General features: G+C 71.3%; 13 protein-coding genes and 2 pseudogenes. All 15 read right to left on the bottom strand.

Annotated features, from left to right (window positions below; genetic code table 11):
* Nucleotide 1: 1 nt before the first annotated feature.
* The 15 genes and pseudogenes from nuoL to ER308_RS12800 all read right to left on the bottom strand — a co-directional run bounded on the left by nuoL (nt 2) and on the right by ER308_RS12800 (nt 16969).
* Entirely contained in the window at nt 2-1987 is a 1986-nt protein-coding gene (nuoL, locus tag ER308_RS12870) for an NADH-quinone oxidoreductase subunit L (RefSeq protein ID WP_131155365.1), read from the bottom strand.
* Nucleotides 1988-1996: 9 nt separating this feature from the next.
* Nucleotides 1997-2305, bottom strand: a complete 309-nt coding sequence (nuoK, locus tag ER308_RS12865; protein ID WP_131155364.1) for an NADH-quinone oxidoreductase subunit NuoK — start codon at nt 2303-2305, stop codon at nt 1997-1999.
* Entirely contained in the window at nt 2306-3088 is a 783-nt protein-coding gene (locus tag ER308_RS12860; RefSeq protein ID WP_131155363.1) for an NADH-quinone oxidoreductase subunit J family protein, read from the bottom strand. It lies immediately after the preceding gene.
* Complete coding sequence (gene nuoI / locus ER308_RS12855) at nt 3085-3762, bottom strand: NADH-quinone oxidoreductase subunit NuoI (protein WP_131155362.1); 678 nt, start codon at nt 3760-3762, stop codon at nt 3085-3087. The genes ER308_RS12860 and nuoI overlap by 4 nt, the downstream gene beginning before the upstream one ends.
* Nucleotides 3763-3808: 46 nt before the next feature.
* The gene (nuoH, locus tag ER308_RS12850; RefSeq protein ID WP_131155361.1) at nt 3809-5059 is read right to left on the bottom strand and encodes an NADH-quinone oxidoreductase subunit NuoH; all 1251 of its coding nucleotides are present in this window, start codon (nt 5057-5059) and stop codon (nt 3809-3811) included.
* A gap of 11 nt (nt 5060-5070) precedes the next feature.
* Nucleotides 5071-7572, bottom strand: a pseudogene (locus ER308_RS12845) (NADH-quinone oxidoreductase subunit G); the annotation flags it as partial.
* Nucleotides 7573-7611: 39 nt separating this feature from the next.
* Nucleotides 7612-8973 (bottom strand): NADH-quinone oxidoreductase subunit NuoF, encoded by a 1362-nt coding sequence (nuoF, locus tag ER308_RS12840; protein WP_131155359.1) that lies wholly within the window; start codon nt 8971-8973, stop codon nt 7612-7614.
* Nucleotides 8966-9895, bottom strand: coding sequence for an NADH-quinone oxidoreductase subunit NuoE family protein (locus tag ER308_RS12835; protein ID WP_131155358.1), 930 nt, complete (start codon nt 9893-9895; stop codon nt 8966-8968). The genes nuoF and ER308_RS12835 overlap by 8 nt, the downstream gene beginning before the upstream one ends.
* Before the next feature lie 33 nt (nt 9896-9928).
* Nucleotides 9929-11299 (bottom strand): NADH-quinone oxidoreductase subunit D, encoded by a 1371-nt coding sequence (locus ER308_RS12830; protein ID WP_131155357.1) that lies wholly within the window; start codon nt 11297-11299, stop codon nt 9929-9931.
* A 68-nt stretch (nt 11300-11367) separates the two neighbouring features.
* Nucleotides 11368-12105 (bottom strand): NADH-quinone oxidoreductase subunit C, encoded by a 738-nt coding sequence (locus ER308_RS12825; protein ID WP_165492066.1) that lies wholly within the window; start codon nt 12103-12105, stop codon nt 11368-11370.
* A 307-nt stretch (nt 12106-12412) separates the two neighbouring features.
* A pseudogene (locus tag ER308_RS12820) lies at nt 12413-12883 on the bottom strand (NuoB/complex I 20 kDa subunit family protein); the annotation flags it as partial.
* Complete coding sequence (locus ER308_RS12815) at nt 12874-13239, bottom strand: NADH-quinone oxidoreductase subunit A (protein ID WP_131155355.1); 366 nt, start codon at nt 13237-13239, stop codon at nt 12874-12876. The pseudogene ER308_RS12820 and the gene ER308_RS12815, both read right to left, overlap by 10 nt.
* Before the next feature lie 165 nt (nt 13240-13404).
* Nucleotides 13405-14712 (bottom strand): geranylgeranyl reductase family protein, encoded by a 1308-nt coding sequence (locus ER308_RS12810; protein WP_131155354.1) that lies wholly within the window; start codon nt 14710-14712, stop codon nt 13405-13407.
* 200 nt (nt 14713-14912) lie between these two features.
* On the bottom strand, nt 14913-15650 hold the full coding sequence (locus tag ER308_RS12805) for a ubiquinone/menaquinone biosynthesis methyltransferase (RefSeq protein WP_240731813.1): 738 nt from the start codon (nt 15648-15650) through the stop codon (nt 14913-14915).
* Entirely contained in the window at nt 15647-16969 is a 1323-nt protein-coding gene (locus ER308_RS12800) for an amidohydrolase family protein (protein WP_131155353.1), read from the bottom strand. Before ER308_RS12800 ends, ER308_RS12805 begins: the two co-directional genes overlap by 4 nt.
* Between the last annotated feature and the right edge of the window lie 48 nt (nt 16970-17017).

Genomic DNA, 17017 nt, shown 5'->3' with positions numbered 1-17017 from the left:
GTTACGCCCCCTGCCCGAAGAAGAAGCCACCGGCGAACAGGACCGCCACCAGGATCGTCCCGGCCGTGACCGCGAGCGCGTAGCTGCGCACGAAGCCGGTCTGGGCCCGCCTACCGACGCTGGCGACCACGGCGGTGCCGCGGCCCAGCCCGTTGACGATCCCGTCGATGACATAGCGGTCGAAGGCGGCGAAGCCGTCCGACAGCACCTTGCCGGGCTTCACGATCGTGTTGATGTACAACTCGTCGACGTAGAACTTGTCGTGCGCGAGCCAGTAGAAGCCGCCGAGCCGCTCTCGGACGACCGTGTGGTCCACGGGGCGCAGGTAGAGCGCGGCGGCGGTCAGGATCCCCAACACCGCGACGCCGGTGACGATGAACACTGCGGGCACGTGAGGGACGAACGGGACGTCCCCGGCGTACGGCATCACCGATCCGGCCAGCCACCCATCGAGGAACGCCGCCTCGGGGGCCCAGAAGACGGCCAGTGAGCGTGGCGTGACGTTGAGCAGGCCACCCAGCGCGGAGGCGACGGCGAGCACCACGAGCGGCAGGGTCATCGCCGGTTCCGACTCGTGGGGGTGCACGTCGGGCAGCTCGCGCTCGTAGCGCTTCTCGCCGAAGAAGATCAGGAAGAACCACCGGCTCATGTAGAACGCGGTGAGCCCCGCCACGATCGTGCCGAGGATCCAGATCCCCTGGGCGCCGGGCGTGTCGAGCGCGGCGACGAGGATCTCCTCCTTGGAGAAGAACCCGGCGAACGGCGGCACCCCGCTGATCGCGAGCCAGCCGATCAGCGACGTACCGAACGTGATGGGCATGATCGTGCGCAAGCCGCCCATCTTCCAGACGTCGGTGTGCTCGTGCATCGCGTGCATGACGCTGCCGGCCGCGAGGAACAGCAGGGCCTTGAAGAACCCGTGCGTGAGCAGGTGGAAGATGCCCGCGACCTGGGCGCCGAGACCGACGCCGACGAACATGTAGCCGAGTTGGCTGACGGTCGAGTAGGCCAGGATCTTCTTCAGGTCCCTCTGCGCGCACGCGATGAGGGCCGCGAGCAACGCCGTGAGGATCCCGACCCAGGCCACGGCCATGCCGACCTCGGGCACCTGCACGTAGATCGGCGAGACCCGCGCGACGAGGTAGACGCCCGCGGTGACCATCGTCGCGGCGTGGATCAGCGCGCTCACCGGCGTGGGCCCGGCCATCGCGTCGGGCAGCCAGACGTAGAGCGGGATCTGCGCGCTCTTCCCGGCGGCGGCGAGCAGGAACAGGAGCCCCACCACCGCGGCCGTGCCCGTGGCGAGCGTGTCGGCTTGGGGCAGCACCTCCGTGAACGACAGCGAGCCGATCGCGCTGAAGATCACGAACATCGCGATCATGAACCCGACGTCGCCGATCCGGTTCAGCACGAACGCCTTCTTGGCCGCCGACGCGTAGTCGCGCTTCTTGAACCAGAACCCGATGAGCAGGTAGCTCGACAACCCGACGAGCTCCCACCCCACGAAGAGGGTGAGCAGGCTCTCGCCGAGCACGAGCACGAGCATCGACGCCGCGAACAGGTTCAGGTACGCGAAGAAGCGCGGGTAGAGCTCGTCACCCCGCATGTAGCCGACCGAGTAGATGTGGATCAACAGACCGACCCAGGTGACGAGCAGCAGCATCACCGCCGACAACGGGTCGACGAGCACCGCCCAGTCGACCGCGAAGTCGCCGGCCGCGATCCAGGTCGTCACGGTCATGACGAACGAGCGCTCGTCGGCGGGTGCCCCGAGCAGCTCGATGAACACGAACGTCGAGGCGACCGCGCTGAAGCCCATCGCGGTGATGGCCACTCCGGAGGCGGCCTGGCCGAGGCGCTTGCCGACCAAGAGCAGCACCGCCGCGCTGATCGCCGGCACGACCGGGATCAGCCACGACAGGCCGATCGCGCTCCCTGGATCGGGCTGCGCGAACGCAGGGGCGTACGCGAGCACGGACTGCAGCATGACCCCTCCCTAGGCCCGCAGGGCGTCGACGTCGTCGGCGTCGGTGGACGCACGCAAGCGGAACAGGTTGACCACGAGCGCGAGCCCGACCGTCACCTCGGCGGCGGCGACGACCATCACGAAGAAGGTCAGCACCTGGCCATCGAGCGTGCCGTGGACGCGCGAGAACGTGACGAGCGTGAGGTTGACGCTGTTCAGCATCAACTCGACGCACATCAGCATGACGATGATGTTGCGCCGCACGAGCACGCCGACCAGGCCGACGGTGAACAGCGCGGCGGCGAGCAGCAGATACCAACCGGCGGGTACTGCGAGCATCTAGCGACCCTCCCCGCGCACGTCGTCCTCGTCGTCGGTGTCCGGCGGGCTCGCGTCCTCGGCCCGCGCGCCCGGCTCGTCCGCGGCCGACCCCGCGGCGCTCGCCGAGGCCGTGCCCGCCGTCGACGGCCCCCGGGTCGCCGGCACGGCCGCGGCCGGCTGATCGACCACGTCGGCCGGGTCCTCGTATCGTTTGCCGAGGACCATCGCGCCCAGCGCCGCGATCACGAGCAGGACGCTCATCACCTCGAACGGCCAGACGTAGTCGGTGAAGATCAGCAGGCCCACGCCACGGACGTTGCCTTCGGCGTTCGCCTCGGCCAGACCCTCACACAGCAACCCGTCGCCCTCGGCTCGCACCTCGAACGGCAGGTTGCACGCCGCGGCCTCGCCCCAGTAGGGACCGGTGATGCCGGCGAGCACCGAGAACAGCGCCAGCCCCAGCAACACGGCGGCGACCTTCTGCCCCCGCAGCCGCCCGGTGAACGCCTGGCCACCGCCGACGCCCAGCAGCATGATCACGAACAGGAACAGCACGACGATCGCGCCGGCGTAGACGATGATCTGGATGACCGCGAGGAACTGCGCCTCGAGCATCGCGTAGAACGCGGCGATCGTGAACAGGTTGAGGACGAGCATCAACGCGGAGTGCACCGCGTTGCGCATCATCACCATCGCGATCGCGGAGCCGAGGGACAGCGCGCCGATGATCACGAAGGCGTACAGCTCGGCGCTGCCGCTCGCTTGCGCCGCCTCGGCGGCCTGGGCGAGGACGGGCGTCACGATCCCTCCTCACTGTCGCTGAGCTCGCCCTGCGGCTCCTCGTACTCCGTCCAGATGTTGCGGTCCCGCTCGACGTGGTTGTACTCGACGTCCGACAGCTGCATGAGGGCGGGGTCGAGCATCGCGCGGTGCGCGGCGGTCTCCTCGCTGTGCTCCTTCGTCGCGAGCGGGTCCTGCGACTGCGCGCCGGGGTAGTACGTTATGCCGCGGGCCCGCACCTCCTCGTCGGTGTGCGGCGGAGGCTTCGCGCCCTCGGGCAGCGGCGCGAGCAGCTGGTCCTTGGTGAAGATCAAGTCCTCGCGGCGATCAGCGGACAGCTCGTACTCGTGGGTCATGGTGAGCGAGCGGGTCGGGCACGCCTCGATGCACAGGCCACAGAAGATGCAGCGCAGGTAGTTGATCTGATAGATCGCGCCGTAGCGCTCCCCCGGCGAGTAGCGGGCGCCGGGCGTGTTGTCCGCGCCCTCGACCCAGATCGCGTCGGCGGGACACGCCCACGCGCACAGCTCGCAGCCGATGCACTTCTCGAGCCCATCGGGGTAGCGGTTCAGGACGTGCCGGCCGTGGAAGCGCGGCTGGACCTGACGCTTCACGTCGGGGTACTCGGTCGTCACCGCGGGACGGAACATCGTCTTCGCGGTGAGGCCGAATCCCTTGCGCAGTGCGTTGAACATCGTGCTCGCCTCCTCGACCCGTGCTCCTCGCGCGGGTTGGCGCTCGTCAGACGTCGACTTCGATCTGCTTCGCGCCACGCCGCTCGGCGGCCTCCCGAGCGGTCTCTGCAGCCGACGGCAGCGCCGACTGATCGGTGGGTTCCGCGTCCTCGTCCTCCGGCTCGGGCCCGCGGCGCTCGAACAGCATGCTGACGAGGAGTAGAGCGATGAGGACCGCCAGCACCACGCCGATGCCGAACAGCAGCTCGTCCTGCGCGAGCGTCTCCTGCGCGACGACGATCGCGGCGGTGAGCATGACCCACAGCAGCCCGAGCGGCAGGAAGACCTTCCAGCCGAGGTCCATGAGTCGGTTGTAGGTGAACCGCGGCAGCGTACCGCGCAGCCAGATGAACACGAACACGAAGGCCACGGTCTTGATGAGGAAGTAGAAGTGCGCGAGCAGGGCGCCCAGCAGCGTCCCCTCGAGCCCGAACAACGGGCCGTTCGGGCCGCCGAAGAAGACCGTCACCGTGACGGCGCTCATCGTGACCATCTGCATGAACTCGCCGAGGAAGAACATAGCGAACTTCGCGCCCGAGTACTCGGTCACGAAACCGGCCACGAGCTCGCCCTCGGCCTCGGGGAGGTCGAACGGGGGGCGCTGAGTCTCGGCGACCGCCGCCACGAAGAACAGCACGAACGCGAAGATCTGCGGCCCGATGTTCCAGGCGGGCAGGAAGCCGAAGAACGTGCCGGACTGGGCCTCGACGATCTCGGACACCTGCAGGGTGCCGGTCCAGATGAACACGGCGGCGAGGCCGAGGCCCATGGCCAGCTCGTAGCTGATCATCTGGGCGCTGGACCGCACCCCGCCGAGCAGCGGGTACTTGGAACCGGACGCCCACCCGCCGAGCGCGATGCCGTACACGCTGAGCGAGCTCATCGCGAGGACCCAGAGCAGCCCGATCTCGGGGTCCCAGATCTGCATGGTGACCTCGCGGTCACCCACCTCGAACGTGCCGCCGAACGGGATCACCGCGAACGTGAGCATCGCGACGACCGCGGAGAGCATCGGGGCCACGTAGTAGGTGAACTTGTCGGCGGCCTCCGGGGTGATGTCCTCCTTGAAGAACAGCTTGATCCCGTCGGCCAGGGTCTGGAGGATGCCGAGCGGGCCGACGCGGTTCGGGCCGATGCGGGTCTGCATCTTGGCGACGACGCGTCGCTCGCCCCAGATGGTGAGCGCCGTGCCGGTCAGCCACAGCCCGAAGCCCGCGAGGACGACCAGCAACGCGATCAGGACATCGGTCAGGTCCATGCCACCGCTCCTTATGCGCTCGCGCCGGCGCTGTCGTCGGAGGCCGCCACGGCCTCTCGCGGGGTCAGCTGCACCTGGACGGTCGGGCCGACGCCCTCGGGCCCGATCTCGGCGGGGGTGATATCGGTGGAGTTCGCCGGCACCACCGCCGAGCCGACGGCAACGTGCTCGGTCACCCGGGCGGACAGCTCGATCCGCCCGCGGGCTCCCTGGACCGCGACGAGCTCACCGTCACCGATCCCGAGGCGCTCGGCGTCCTCGGGGTGCACGAGGATCGCCGGTGGGCGCGCCGTCGCGAGCAGCTCGTCCGCACCGGCGAGCAGATCGCCGTGCCCGAGCAGCCAGTCGACCTCGTGGAGTGCGAGCATGCCCTCCTCGGGGCGAGGCGGGGCCGCCGTCCGCGGCACCGGCACCTGCGACAGCCGGGCGTTCAGCGGCGTCGACGGCGCCATCAACGGCGCGGCCTCCTTGCGGATGTCCGTCGCCGTCTCCCACCCGAGGTCACGGCCCATCGCCCGGGCGACGTGACGCAGGATGTCCCAGTCCTCGAGGGCGACCCCCTGGGCCGACACGGCCTGCGGGAAGGGCTGGCGCCGCCCCTCCCACGTCGTGAACGAGCCGGTGCGTTCCTGGGGCGCCGACGCCGGCAACAGGACGTCGACGTACGCCGTCGTCTCGTTGGTCACGAGCTCCTGCGCGATGACCGTCGGAACGGCGTCGAGCGCACGGCGGGCGAGCTCGGGGTCCTCGAAATCGCGGGCCGGGTCGACACCGACGAGGTACAGCGCCTGAAGCTCCCCCGACAGTGCGGCCTCCAGGATCCCCCGGGCGTCGAGTCCCGAACGCTCGGGCAGGCGGTCCCAGGCGTCGGCGACCGGACCCGGTTCGTCCAGGGTCCGCCCCCCGGGCAGGAGCCCGGGCACCAGTCCCGCGTCGACCGCGCCGCGCGCGTTGTTGCGGCGGCCGACCCACGCGAACGGCGGGGCGGACGCGTCCAGCTGCACCGCGAGCCCGGCAGCCGCGGGCAGGGCGCCGGGACTCTGGGCGAGCCGCTCACCGGCGAGCACGACGACCCGGGGGCCGTCGCCGGGCTCGGTGCCGGCCTGCGCCTCGCGCACGGCGGTGGCGACCTCGGCGAGCTCGCCCTCGGGCGTCGGCGCCTGCTCGTCGCCGGCGAGCGCCCGCAACGCCGCCGCCTCGTCGCCCGCCTGGGTCGCGATCCATCGCCACGCGATGTCGTCGAGCTGGTCGAGGCTTGGTCCCACGGACACGATGCGCTGCCCCCGGTTGCGCCACGCCTTGCGCAGCCGCAGGAAGAGGATCGGGACCTCCTCCTTGGGGTTCAGCCCCGCGAGGATCACCACGTCGGCGTTCTCGAGAGCCTCGTAGGTGACCGGCTGGCTGCCGCTCATCGCGCGCAGCACGGGACGCTCGTCCTCGGTCCGGGGCCGCGCCCGGAAGTCGACGTGGTCCGTGCCGATCACGTCCCGCGCGAAGCGCCCGAGCGCGTAGGCGTCCTCGTCGGTGATCCGCCCGCCGGTCAGGACCCCGACCGACTCCGGGCCACCGGCGTCGACCGCGGCCTGCAGCCGCCGCGCGGCCGTCCTGGTGGCAGCACGCCACGACACCGGCTGCAACCCCTCGGCCTCGTCGCGCACCTGCGGCTCGAGCACCCGGCGCTCGTGGTCGACGAACTCGAAGCCGAACCGGCCCTTGTCGCAGTTCCAGCTCTCGTTCACGGCCATGTTGTCCCGGGCCAGCTGGCGCTGGAGCCGACCGCGGCGCACGTCGACGCGCAGGTTGCAGCCAGCCGAGCACTGGTTGCAGATCCCGTCGGCACTGCGCAGGTCGAACGGACGCGACTTGAAGCGGTACGTCGACGCGGTGAGCGCACCGACCGGGCAGATCTGCACGACGTTGCCGGAGAAGTAGCTGTGGTACGGCTCGTCGCGGTAGATCGCGACCTGCTCGAGCGCGCCGCGCTCGAACAGCTCGATGAACGGGTCGCCGGAGATCTGCTGGCTGAAGCGGGTGCAGCGGGCGCAGAGCACGCACCGCTCGCGGTCGAGGCCGATCAGGGGGCTGATGGGCACCGGCTTCTCGTAGCGGCGCTTGGTCTCGATGAAGCGGCTGTCGGGCGGGCCGTGCGCGAGCGTCTGGTCCTGCAGGGGGCACTCCCCGCCCTTGTCGCACATGGGGCAGTCGAGCGGATGGTTGATGAGCAGGAACTCGAGCTGGCCCTCCTGGGCGACGCGCGCCATGTTGCTCGTGAGGTGGGTCTTCACGACCATGCCGTCGGTCGCCTGCGTGGTGCACGAGGTCATGGGCTTGGCCGCGCCCTCGATCTCGACGATGCACTGGCGGCACGCGCCGATGGGGTCGAGCAGCGGGTGGTCGCAGAACCGCGGCACCGTGATGCCGAGCGACTCCGCCGCGCGGATCACGAGCGTCCCCTTGGGCACGCTCGTCTCGATCCCGTCGATCGTCAGGGTGATGGTCTCGTCGCTCATGCGGCGTTTCCTGCGGTCGGGGCGGTCTCGGGCCTCGGGGGTCTAGCCCGCGGGGGTCGGGTCGCGCGGCACGGCGTACGCGGTCGGTCGGCTCGACTGTGCGTTGTCGGCGATCACGCCCGCGTGCGGCTCCAGGCCGTCGGGCAACCGCCCGTGCTCGATCAGGTGCTCGTACTCGTCGCGGAAGTACTGGAGCGACGACTGGATCGGGCTCGCGATCGCGTCACCGAGCGCACAGAACGCACGGCCGAAGATGTTGTCGCAGACTTCGTCCAGGATCCGCAAATCCTGCCACCGGCCACCGCCGGCGAGCATGCGTTCGTAGACCTGGCTGAGCCAGAAGGCCCCCTCGCGGCAGGGCGTGCACTTGCCGCAGGACTCGTGTTCGTAGAACTTCGTCCAGTTGTAGGCCGCCTGGATCGCGCTGGTCTTGTGGCTGCAGACCACCACCGCAGCCGTCCCGAGCAGGCTGCCGGCCTCGGCGATCGACTCGAAGTCGAGCCCGACGTCCTGGTGGTCGGCGGTGAGCAGCGGGGTCGACGAGCCACCGGGCGCCCAGAACTTGAGCTCGCGCCCCTCGAGCATCCCCTCGCACGAGACCTCGAGGATCTCGCGCAGGGTCGCGCCCATCGGCCACTCGTAGTTGCCGGGGCGGTTCACCTCGCCCGAGACGCACACGAGCTTCGTGCCGGGCGCCTTCTCGGTGCCGAGCGACTTGAACCAGTCGACCCCGCGCTCGACGATCCACGGCACGTTCGCGATGGTCTCGACGTTGTTCACGGCCGTCGGGGAGGCGTAGAGGCCGGCGGCCGCGGGGAAGGGCGGGCGCAGCCGGGGCTGGCCGCGACGGCCCTCGAGGGAGTCGAGGAGCGCGGTCTCCTCGCCGCAGATGTACGCACCGGCGCCGTAGTGGACCGTGACGTGGACGTTGACGCCGCTGCCGAGGATGTCGTCGCCGAGGTAGTTGTGGCGGTACGCCTCGGCGATCGCCTCCTCGAGGCGCATCCCCGGGAACAGGTACTCCCCGCGGATGTAGATGAAGGCGCGCTCGCTCTTCAGCGCGTGGCAGCTGATCGCGATGCCCTCGAGCAGCTGGTGGGGGTCCCGCTCCATCAGCTCCCGGTCCTTGAAGGTCCCGGGCTCGGACTCGTCGGCGTTGACGACGAGGTACACCGACTTGTCGGTCTGATCGACCGGCATGAACCCCCACTTCACACCCGTGGGGAAGCCCGCACCGCCGCGTCCACGCAGCCCCGCGTCCTTCACGGTCTGGCGTAGCTCGGCGGGATCGGTCTCGAGCGCCTGCGGCAGGGCGGTGTAGCCGCCCGTGCGCTTGTAGCCCTCGAGGGTGTGAGCGTCCTCGACGTCGTACCGCGAGGACAGCACCGCGACGGGTTCACTCATTTGCGTCCCCTTCGTTCTCGTCGTCCGCGCCGGTGCGCTCGCCTTCCCGCCCGGGGATGCCGGCCTCGCGGTGCTCGGTCTCGCCGGGAGCCTCGCCCGGGCGCTGCGCCACCGCGTCGGGGTCCCGGGTGGGGAACTCCCGCGCGCCGGGGCCGGCGGCCCCCTCAAGCACACCGGGGTCGGCACCGGTCTCGCGCACCTGCGCGCGCGCCCGCTCGCGCTCGGCCTCGTCCTCGTCGGAGTAGCTCGGCACGATCGTCGCCGGCACGTGGCCGGGGCCGCTCGTCGCGGTCGTGAGCGGCGTGGACCCCCCGTGGTGCGCCCGCGCGGCGCGGTTGGCCCGAGCGATCTCGCCATCGGGGTCGTCCGCGTCGCCGAGGCCCGCCAGACGGTGCGACACGTGGCGGATGCCCTCGGGCACCCGGCCGCGGGTCGGCGGTGGCACGTCCTCGCCCGCCACGAGCTTGTCGACGAGCTCCTCGGCCTGTTCGGGGGTGAGGCACTCGTAGTTGTAGTAGTCGACGGTGACGAGGGGCGCGCCCTCGCAGTTGCCCAGGCACTCCGCGTGCTCGAGGGTGATCGCCCCGTCCTCGGTCGTCTCCTCGTGGCCGACGCCGAGCTTCTCCGACAGGCGCTGGTACACCTCCTTGCCCCCGCGCACCACGCACGAGAAGTTCGTGCACACGCTGACGAGGTGGCGGCCCATCGGCTCACGCTTGTACATCGTGTAGAAGGTCGCCACCGCACCCACCTCGGCTTTGGTGAAATCCGTGAGCTCGGAGATCTCGGCGACGCCGTCGTCGCTGATGTAACCGTCCTGGTGCTGGACGAGATGCAGCAGCGGCAGCACCGCGGAGCGCTTCTCGGGATAGCGCCCGACGAGCTCCTCGGCTCGCTCGCGCAGCTCGGGGGTGAATGCCACGGGACTCTTGCCTCCTGCTACCGGTCTGCCGGTCTACCGGTCGACGCCGCCCATGACCGGGTCGACGCTCGCCACGGCCACGATGATGTCGGCCACCCCGAGCCCCCGGGAGAGCGGGTCGAGGGCGCCGATGTGGATGAAGCTCGGGTCGCGCACCCTGACCCGGTACGGCTTGTTCGTGCCGTTCGAGGTGATGTGGTAGCCGAGCTCGCCGCGCGGCGACTCGACCGCCGCGTACGCCTGCCCGGGCGGGGCGGTGAAGCCCTCGGTCACGATCTTGAAGTGGTGGATCAGGGCCTCCATGGACTGGCCCATGATCTTCGAGATGTACTCCTCGGTGTTGCCGAGGCCGTCCGGTCCGAGGCCGAGCTGGGCGGGCCAGGCGATCTTGTCGTCGTCGACCATGACCCGGCCGCCGGGCAGGCGGTCGAGCGCTTGCTCGACGATCGAGAGCGACTCGCGCACCTCCTGCACGCGGATCAGGTAGCGGCCGTACGAGTCCGCGGTGTCGGTGATCGGCACCTCGAAGTCGTACTGCTCGATGCCGCAGTAGGGCTGGGCCTTGCGCAGGTCGTGGGCGATGCCCGCGCTGCGCAGCACCGGCCCGGTCGCGCCGTAGTCGAGGCACGTCTCGGCGTCCATGATGCCGACGCCCTTGTTGCGCTCGATCCAGATCGGGTTCTTGGTGAGCAGGTCCTCGATCTCGTCGATGCGCTGACGCAGCTCGCTGATGACCTGCCGCACCCGCGCGTCGAACGTGTCGGGCACGTCGTTGGCCAGCCCGCCCGGACGGATGAACCCGTGGTTCATCCGCAGGCCGGTGACGTGCTCGAAGATGTCGAGCACGCTCTCGCGCTCGCGGAACCCGAAGATCATCGCGGTGGTCGATCCGAGCTCCATCCCGCCGGTCGCGAGCCACACCATGTGGCTGGAGACGCGGTTCAGCTCGGTGAGGATCACCCGGATCGCCTGCGCCCGCTCGGGGACCTCCTCCTCGATGCCGAGGATGCGCTCGGTCGCGAGGCAGTACCCGAGCTCGTTGAACAGGGGCGAGAGGTAGTCCATCCGCGTGACGAACGTGACCCCCTGCACCCACGGTCGGTACTCGGTGTTCTTCTCGATGCCCGTGTGCAGGTAGCCGATCACCGGGTCGTTCGAGAGCACCGTCTCGCCGTCGAGGGTGAGGACCAGGCGCAGCACCCCGTGGGTCGAGGGGTGCTGCGGCCCCATGTTGATGACCATCGTGTCGTCCTCGACGGCCTCGGGCAGGTCCTGCCATTCGCCGCCGACGACGAGGTAGTCGCTCTCGCCCGTGCGCGCGAGCGAGCCGGGCTGCTCCTCGCCCTGCCAGACGGGGCCCTCGCGGGTGCGGTCCGGCCCGGACTCGCCGTGTGTGTCGGTCATCTCGCCATCACCTCTCCGGGCGGGTACCCGGGCATTGGATCGGGTCGGGGATCGGACGCACCGGGCCCCTAGTACTGGCGCTGGTCGGGCGGGGAGATCGAGCCACCCTTGTACTGGATCTCGACGCCCCCGAGGGGATAGTCCTTGCGGTGGGGGTGGCCCTCCCACTCCTCGGGCATGAGGATGCGGACCAGCTCCGGGTGCCCCTCGAACACGACCCCGAACATGTCGTAGACCTCGCGCTCCATGAACAGGGCCGCCGAGTAGAGATCGGTGACCGTGCCCATCCTGGGCTCCTCGTCCGACACGTGGGTGCGGATCCGGAACACGTGGTTGTGGGTGATCGAGCGCATGATGTAGTCGACCTCGATGCGCCCCTCCGACTCCTCGGTCTCGTAGTTGGGCCACCCCGTGGTCTCGGCCGCGCGTTCCACCCGGCTCCCCCCGGGCCAATGCACCCCCGAGAGATCGCTCAGGAGCTCGCAGCGCACGTCCGCGTCTTCCTTGCAGAACCGCACGAGGTCGGGCAGGCGCTCGGGCTCGACGAGGAACGTCAGCTCGCCGCGGAACACCTCGGTGTCGAGGTCGCCGAAGGCCGCGAAGATGTGATCGCGCAGCGCCGCGAGCTCGGGATCGAGCTCGTGGGTGTCCTCGCGCCACAGCTCGCGCAGCTGCGTCGCCTCGCCCCCGGCCATGTTCGGGTTCGCGGTGCCGGGGCCGCCCATGCGGTGCTTGGACGGCTGCGGTTTCGTCGCCGGCACCTCCGGGTCGTGACGCTCGACCTCATCGCCGTCGGCCTCGCTCATGTGCTCCTCGCTGGTCGGTTCCTCGCGGACCGGGACACTCCGGAGCGCGGGGCTCGGTCCAGGGTGCTGCCCGCCCGGTCGCCGCCCGTGGCGGCCGGGGGGCTCACCACTCCTCGGAATCGGGGGTGGTCTGGCCCGTGCCGCGCGCGTAGTGCCCGACATGGCCGCGTCCGCCGGACTTCTCGGTCGGCTGGCCCAGGTCGTCCCCGGGCTGCTGCGACTCCTCACCGTCCGGCCAGCCCATGCGCCCGGCGAACTCCTCCTCGGTCTCGCCCTCGCGGGGGCGATCCACGAACTGCTCCTGCTTGACCTTGTCGTGGAGCTTGAGGATCCCGTCCATCAGCATCTCGGGGCGCGGCGGGCAGCCCGGCACGTACATGTCGACCGGCACGACGTGGTCGACGCCTTGCACGATCGCGTAGTTGTTGAACATGCCACCGCTCGACGCGCACACGCCCATCGACAGGACCCACTTCGGGTCGGCCATCTGGTCGTAGATGTTGCGCAGGACCGGCGCCATCTTCTGGCTGACCCGACCGGCCACGATCATGAGATCGGCCTGCCGGGGCGAGGCGCGGAAGACCTCCTGCCCGAACCGCGACAGGTCGTAGTGCGCGCCACCGGTGGACATCATCTCGATCGCGCAGCACGCGAGGCCGAACGTCGCCGGCCAGAGGCTACCGGAGCGACCCCAGTTGACGAACTTCTCGACGTTCGTCAGCAGGATCCCCGTCGGCAGCTGCGCCTCGAGGCCCCCCTGTTGTGGTGTTACTCCCATTCCAACCCACCTCGACGGAGCACGTAGTAGTAGCTCTCGAACAAGAGCACCATGAAAATCGCCATCGCCCAGAAGCCGTACCACCCGAGGTCACCCAGCACGACCGCCCACGGGTAGAGGAAGACCGCCTCGATGTCGAAGATGATGAAGAGCATCGCGATGACGTAGAAGCGGACCGTGAACCGGCTGTTGCGCGGGTCCGTCTCGACCTCCGGGATGATCCCCGACTCGTAGGCCGCGTGCTTGGTCGGGTTCGGCGCCGTCGGGCCGAGCCGCGCGGACACGAGCAACGAGAGGCCGACGAACGCGACGGCCACGACGAACAGCAGCACCAGCGGCAGGTACTCGGCGAGCATGTCACCTCTCCCCGGCGCCCGACGGCGGGGCGCCAGCGTCCTCTCGGGCGGCGGTTCCGGGGTGCGGCGCGCCGCTCCGTCCCCAGGGTGCCCACGCTAGAGGGCGTGCGTTCATGGCCACAAGCCAGCGGGGCCGTGGGGCGGCAGCGGCGGCGATCGTCGGGCTCATGCGGCCGGCACCGCCCGCGAGAGGCTGTTCAGGATCAGGTCGGTCGCGTCCCGACTGCGCGGGCTCACGAGGTGCGCCATGGTGCGGAACACGAAGTCCATGAGGCGGCGCCGCGGCATCCCGTAGTCGCGGCAGACCCGCATCACCGTGGGGTGCCCCATGAGCCACGTGAATGTCCGCCCCAGGGTGTAGTACCCGCCCCACTCGCCCTGCACGAGCTCGGGATAGCGCGAGAGGGGCGCGTCCGAACCGCGCGCGATGGCCTCGTCCCCGACCTCGGCGGCGAACGCGGCCGCCTCGATGGCGTAGCTGATCCCCTCCCCGTTGAAGGGGTTGACCATGCCGGCGCTGTCGCCCACCAGCAGGGCGCCGCGGTGGAGCATCGGGTGTCGGTTGTGCGCCATCGGCAGCCCGGCGCTGCGGACGCCGCCGGTCCGCGTCTCGGGGGTGATGCCCCACTCGGCGGGGAACTGGTCGACCCAGGCCTCCAACACCTTGCGGTAGTTGATCGAGCGGAAGTGCGGGCTGGAATCGAGCAGCCCCCAACCCACGTTCACCACCCCGTCGTCGAGCGGGAAGATCCACCCGTAGGCGGGCAGAAGATCGCCGTCCTCGTAACGGGCGCCCTCCTCGGGGGGCGTGCGCATCTCGAGGAACCCCTCCATGCGGTCCATCTCCGCGCGGGGGCTCTCGTAGTACGCGCGCACCGCGACGCCCATGGGGCGGGACGCGTCGCGGTGCAGCCCCAGCGCGACCGCCATGCGGCTCGAGTTGCCGTCCGCGAGGATCACGAGCGGCGCGCGGACGGTGCCCTCCTCGGTGGCGCCGTCCTCGCGGTCGCGTGTGCGGTAGGTCACGCCGGCCACACGCTCCTGCCGGTCCGACAGCCAGACCGGCGCGGTCGCCTCGGTGCGCTCCCAGAGCTGCGCCCCGCCCTTGACCGCGTGCTCGGCGAGGGTGTGGTCGAAGAGCGAACGGGTGGCGGTCACCGAATGGGTGGGCCAGCCGCCGACCTCGGGCCAGGGGAGGTCGAGGACCGTCCTGCCCCCGTACATGCGCAACCCGGACTGCGCCACCCAGCCGTCGGGCTCCCCGGCCGCCTCCTCGTGCAGGCCCAGCTGCTCGAGCGCCCGCACCGCCCGCGGCGTGAGCGCGTCGCCGCACACCTTGTCGCGTGGGAAGGACGCCTTCTCGAGGACGACGACGTCGCGGCCCGCATCGGCGAGGAATCGGGCCGCCGCGCTGCCTCCCGGGCCCGCGCCGACCACGACGGCGTCGGCGTGCGTGATCGGGTGCTCGCTCATGCGCCTGTCGTCTCCGGCTGTCGACAACTTGGGCGGGCTGGCGCGCCAACCGGGACCGGGTCTCCGGCGCTCCGCGGACCCGGGTGGTCTCCCTGTCCGAGCGGCCACGCTAGCACGATCGCGCCGACGTCGTGATCCGTTTCACATGAGGCGGACAGCGTGATGCAACGCGACGATGCCGCCGGTGAGGTTCTTCCACCTCACGTGCCCCCACCCCCGGCGAGGAGGTGCTCGGCCAGCCGGGGCTGGTCGGGCCAGCGGCGGATCGACTCGGCGAGGTAGCGGTACGCCGCGGGCGCCGAGCTCACCCGATCGGCGACCGCGGGCAGGACGGTGCCCAGGTACGCGTCGTACACCCGCCGAAAGGCCGGGTGCACAGGGCGCGAGAACTCGAGCACCGCGAGGCGCCCGCCCGGGCGGGTGACCCGCGCGAACTCGGCGAGGCCGGCCGCCGGGTCGGGCAGGTTGCGCAGGCCGAAGGCGATCGTGACCGCGTCGACGCTCGCGTCGGGCAACGGGAGGCGGGTGCCGTCGCCGGCGACCCACGCGAGACCCGAGCGGCGGGGCACCCCCCGCTCCTCGCGTTCGGCGCCGGCGTCCAGCATCGCGGTCGAGAAGTCGAGGGCGACGACCGTGGCGCCGTCCCCCGCGGCCGCCGCCAGCTCGTGGGCGAGTGCCCCGGTGCCGGCCGCGACGTCGACGATCGTCTCAGCCGCCCTCGGTGCGACCGCGGCGACCGCGACCCGGCGCCAGTGCCGGTCGTGGCCGAGCGACAACAGCGCGTTCACGAGGTCGTAGCGGGGAGCCACACGATCGAACATCCGCTGCACGAGCGCGGCGTCCTTGGCGGGACCGGTCTCCGGGTCCGGCAGCGGGAAGTCGGCCTCGTGGCGCGCGCTCGCGCGGGTCGCGTCCATGCGCGCCAGTCTGCCGCTCACGAGGGTGTGCCGTCCTCTTCGCGGGGGTCGTGGGCGGGCCAGGGCTCATCCGCCGTCCGACGACGGGCCCGGCGGACCCCCGCGACGACCGTGAGCACCTGTCGCCCGGCACCGCCGTCGACGACGTCCTGGGTGGCCCCTTCCGCGTCGGTGTCGAGCTCGACGCCCACCAGGTCGGCGCGGCGACCGACGGCGAGCGCGCCGGAATGGTCGCCCCATCCCATCGCCCTCGCCCCGTCGGCGGTCACCAGCCGCAGCGCCGCCTCGGCGAGCGGGCGTGGCCCCCCGGGCAGCGGCCAGGTCTCGAAGCCACTCACTCTGGCGGCCGAGGCGAAGGCCCGCGCCTCGGCGAGCGCATCGACGTCCCCGGAGGCGGCGGGATCGTCGGTACCCAGGGCGACGGGCAGCCCCGCGGACGCCAGCGCGTGCAGCGGCGCCCCGCCGAGCCGGGTCCGCGCAGCCGCCCGGACGGCGACGACGACGCTGACCCCTCGTTCCGCGAGAAGGTCGAGCTCCCCGGGGTCGGCCTGCATCGCGTGGGCGATGCTCGTGCCGGGGCGCAGCACGCCGCAGGCGTCGAGGTATCGCAATGGCGGCAGACCGGTCCCGCCCTCGAGCCATTCGGCCTCGAGCCCGTGCCGCACGGCAGCAGCGGCGGTCGGCCCCGTGCCCTCGGCGATGGCCGCGACCTCTCCGCGCGTCACGGCCGCGGGCAGGTGGATCGGTCGACCGCGTCGTGCCGCGAGATCGGCCAGTGCCTGCAGGACGCCGGTACCGACCCGGTGCGGCCCCGGCAGCGCGATTCCGACCCGTCGGCCGGGCGCGGGCAGGCCGAGCGTCCGCTCGAGGGCCGCGATGAGGGCGTCGTGGCCGCGCTCGTCGACGTCGGCGACCTCCACCCACGAGTCGCCCACGAGGCCGGCACGGACCGCGGCGGGCACCGCGGGCCCGGCCCCGACCACGTCGCCGGCGCAGGTCACCCCCGCGCGCAACAGCGCGTGCACGCCGCGCTGCGCCGAGCGGCCGACGCGCTGCTCGTCCCAGTCGCGCGTCCGCTGCGCGACCGCGGCGAGCCACCGGTCGTGGCCGCCGCTCCAGGTGAGACCCGCCGCGTCGGTGTGCTCGATGCGCGTCCGGGCGTTGACGAGGCCGGGAAGGAGCGCGCCGTCGATGCTGTGCTCACGGTTGGCGCGCCCCGACAACTCGGCGGCCGATCCGACGGCGACGATCCGGTCACCGTCGACCACGACCACGCCGTCGTCGATCGGTGGCGTGGTGACGGGCACCACGACGCGGGCGCGGTAGGCAACGGGTGGCATGGTCGCCGAGGGTCGCCCCGGCCCGGGTGGCCCGCAAGCTCCGGCGGC

This window comes from Egibacter rhizosphaerae (genome assembly GCF_004322855.1).
GTDB classification, from domain to species: Bacteria; Actinomycetota; Nitriliruptoria; order Euzebyales; family Egibacteraceae; genus Egibacter; species Egibacter rhizosphaerae.
This window is presented reverse-complemented; position numbering and strand designations above follow the sequence as displayed.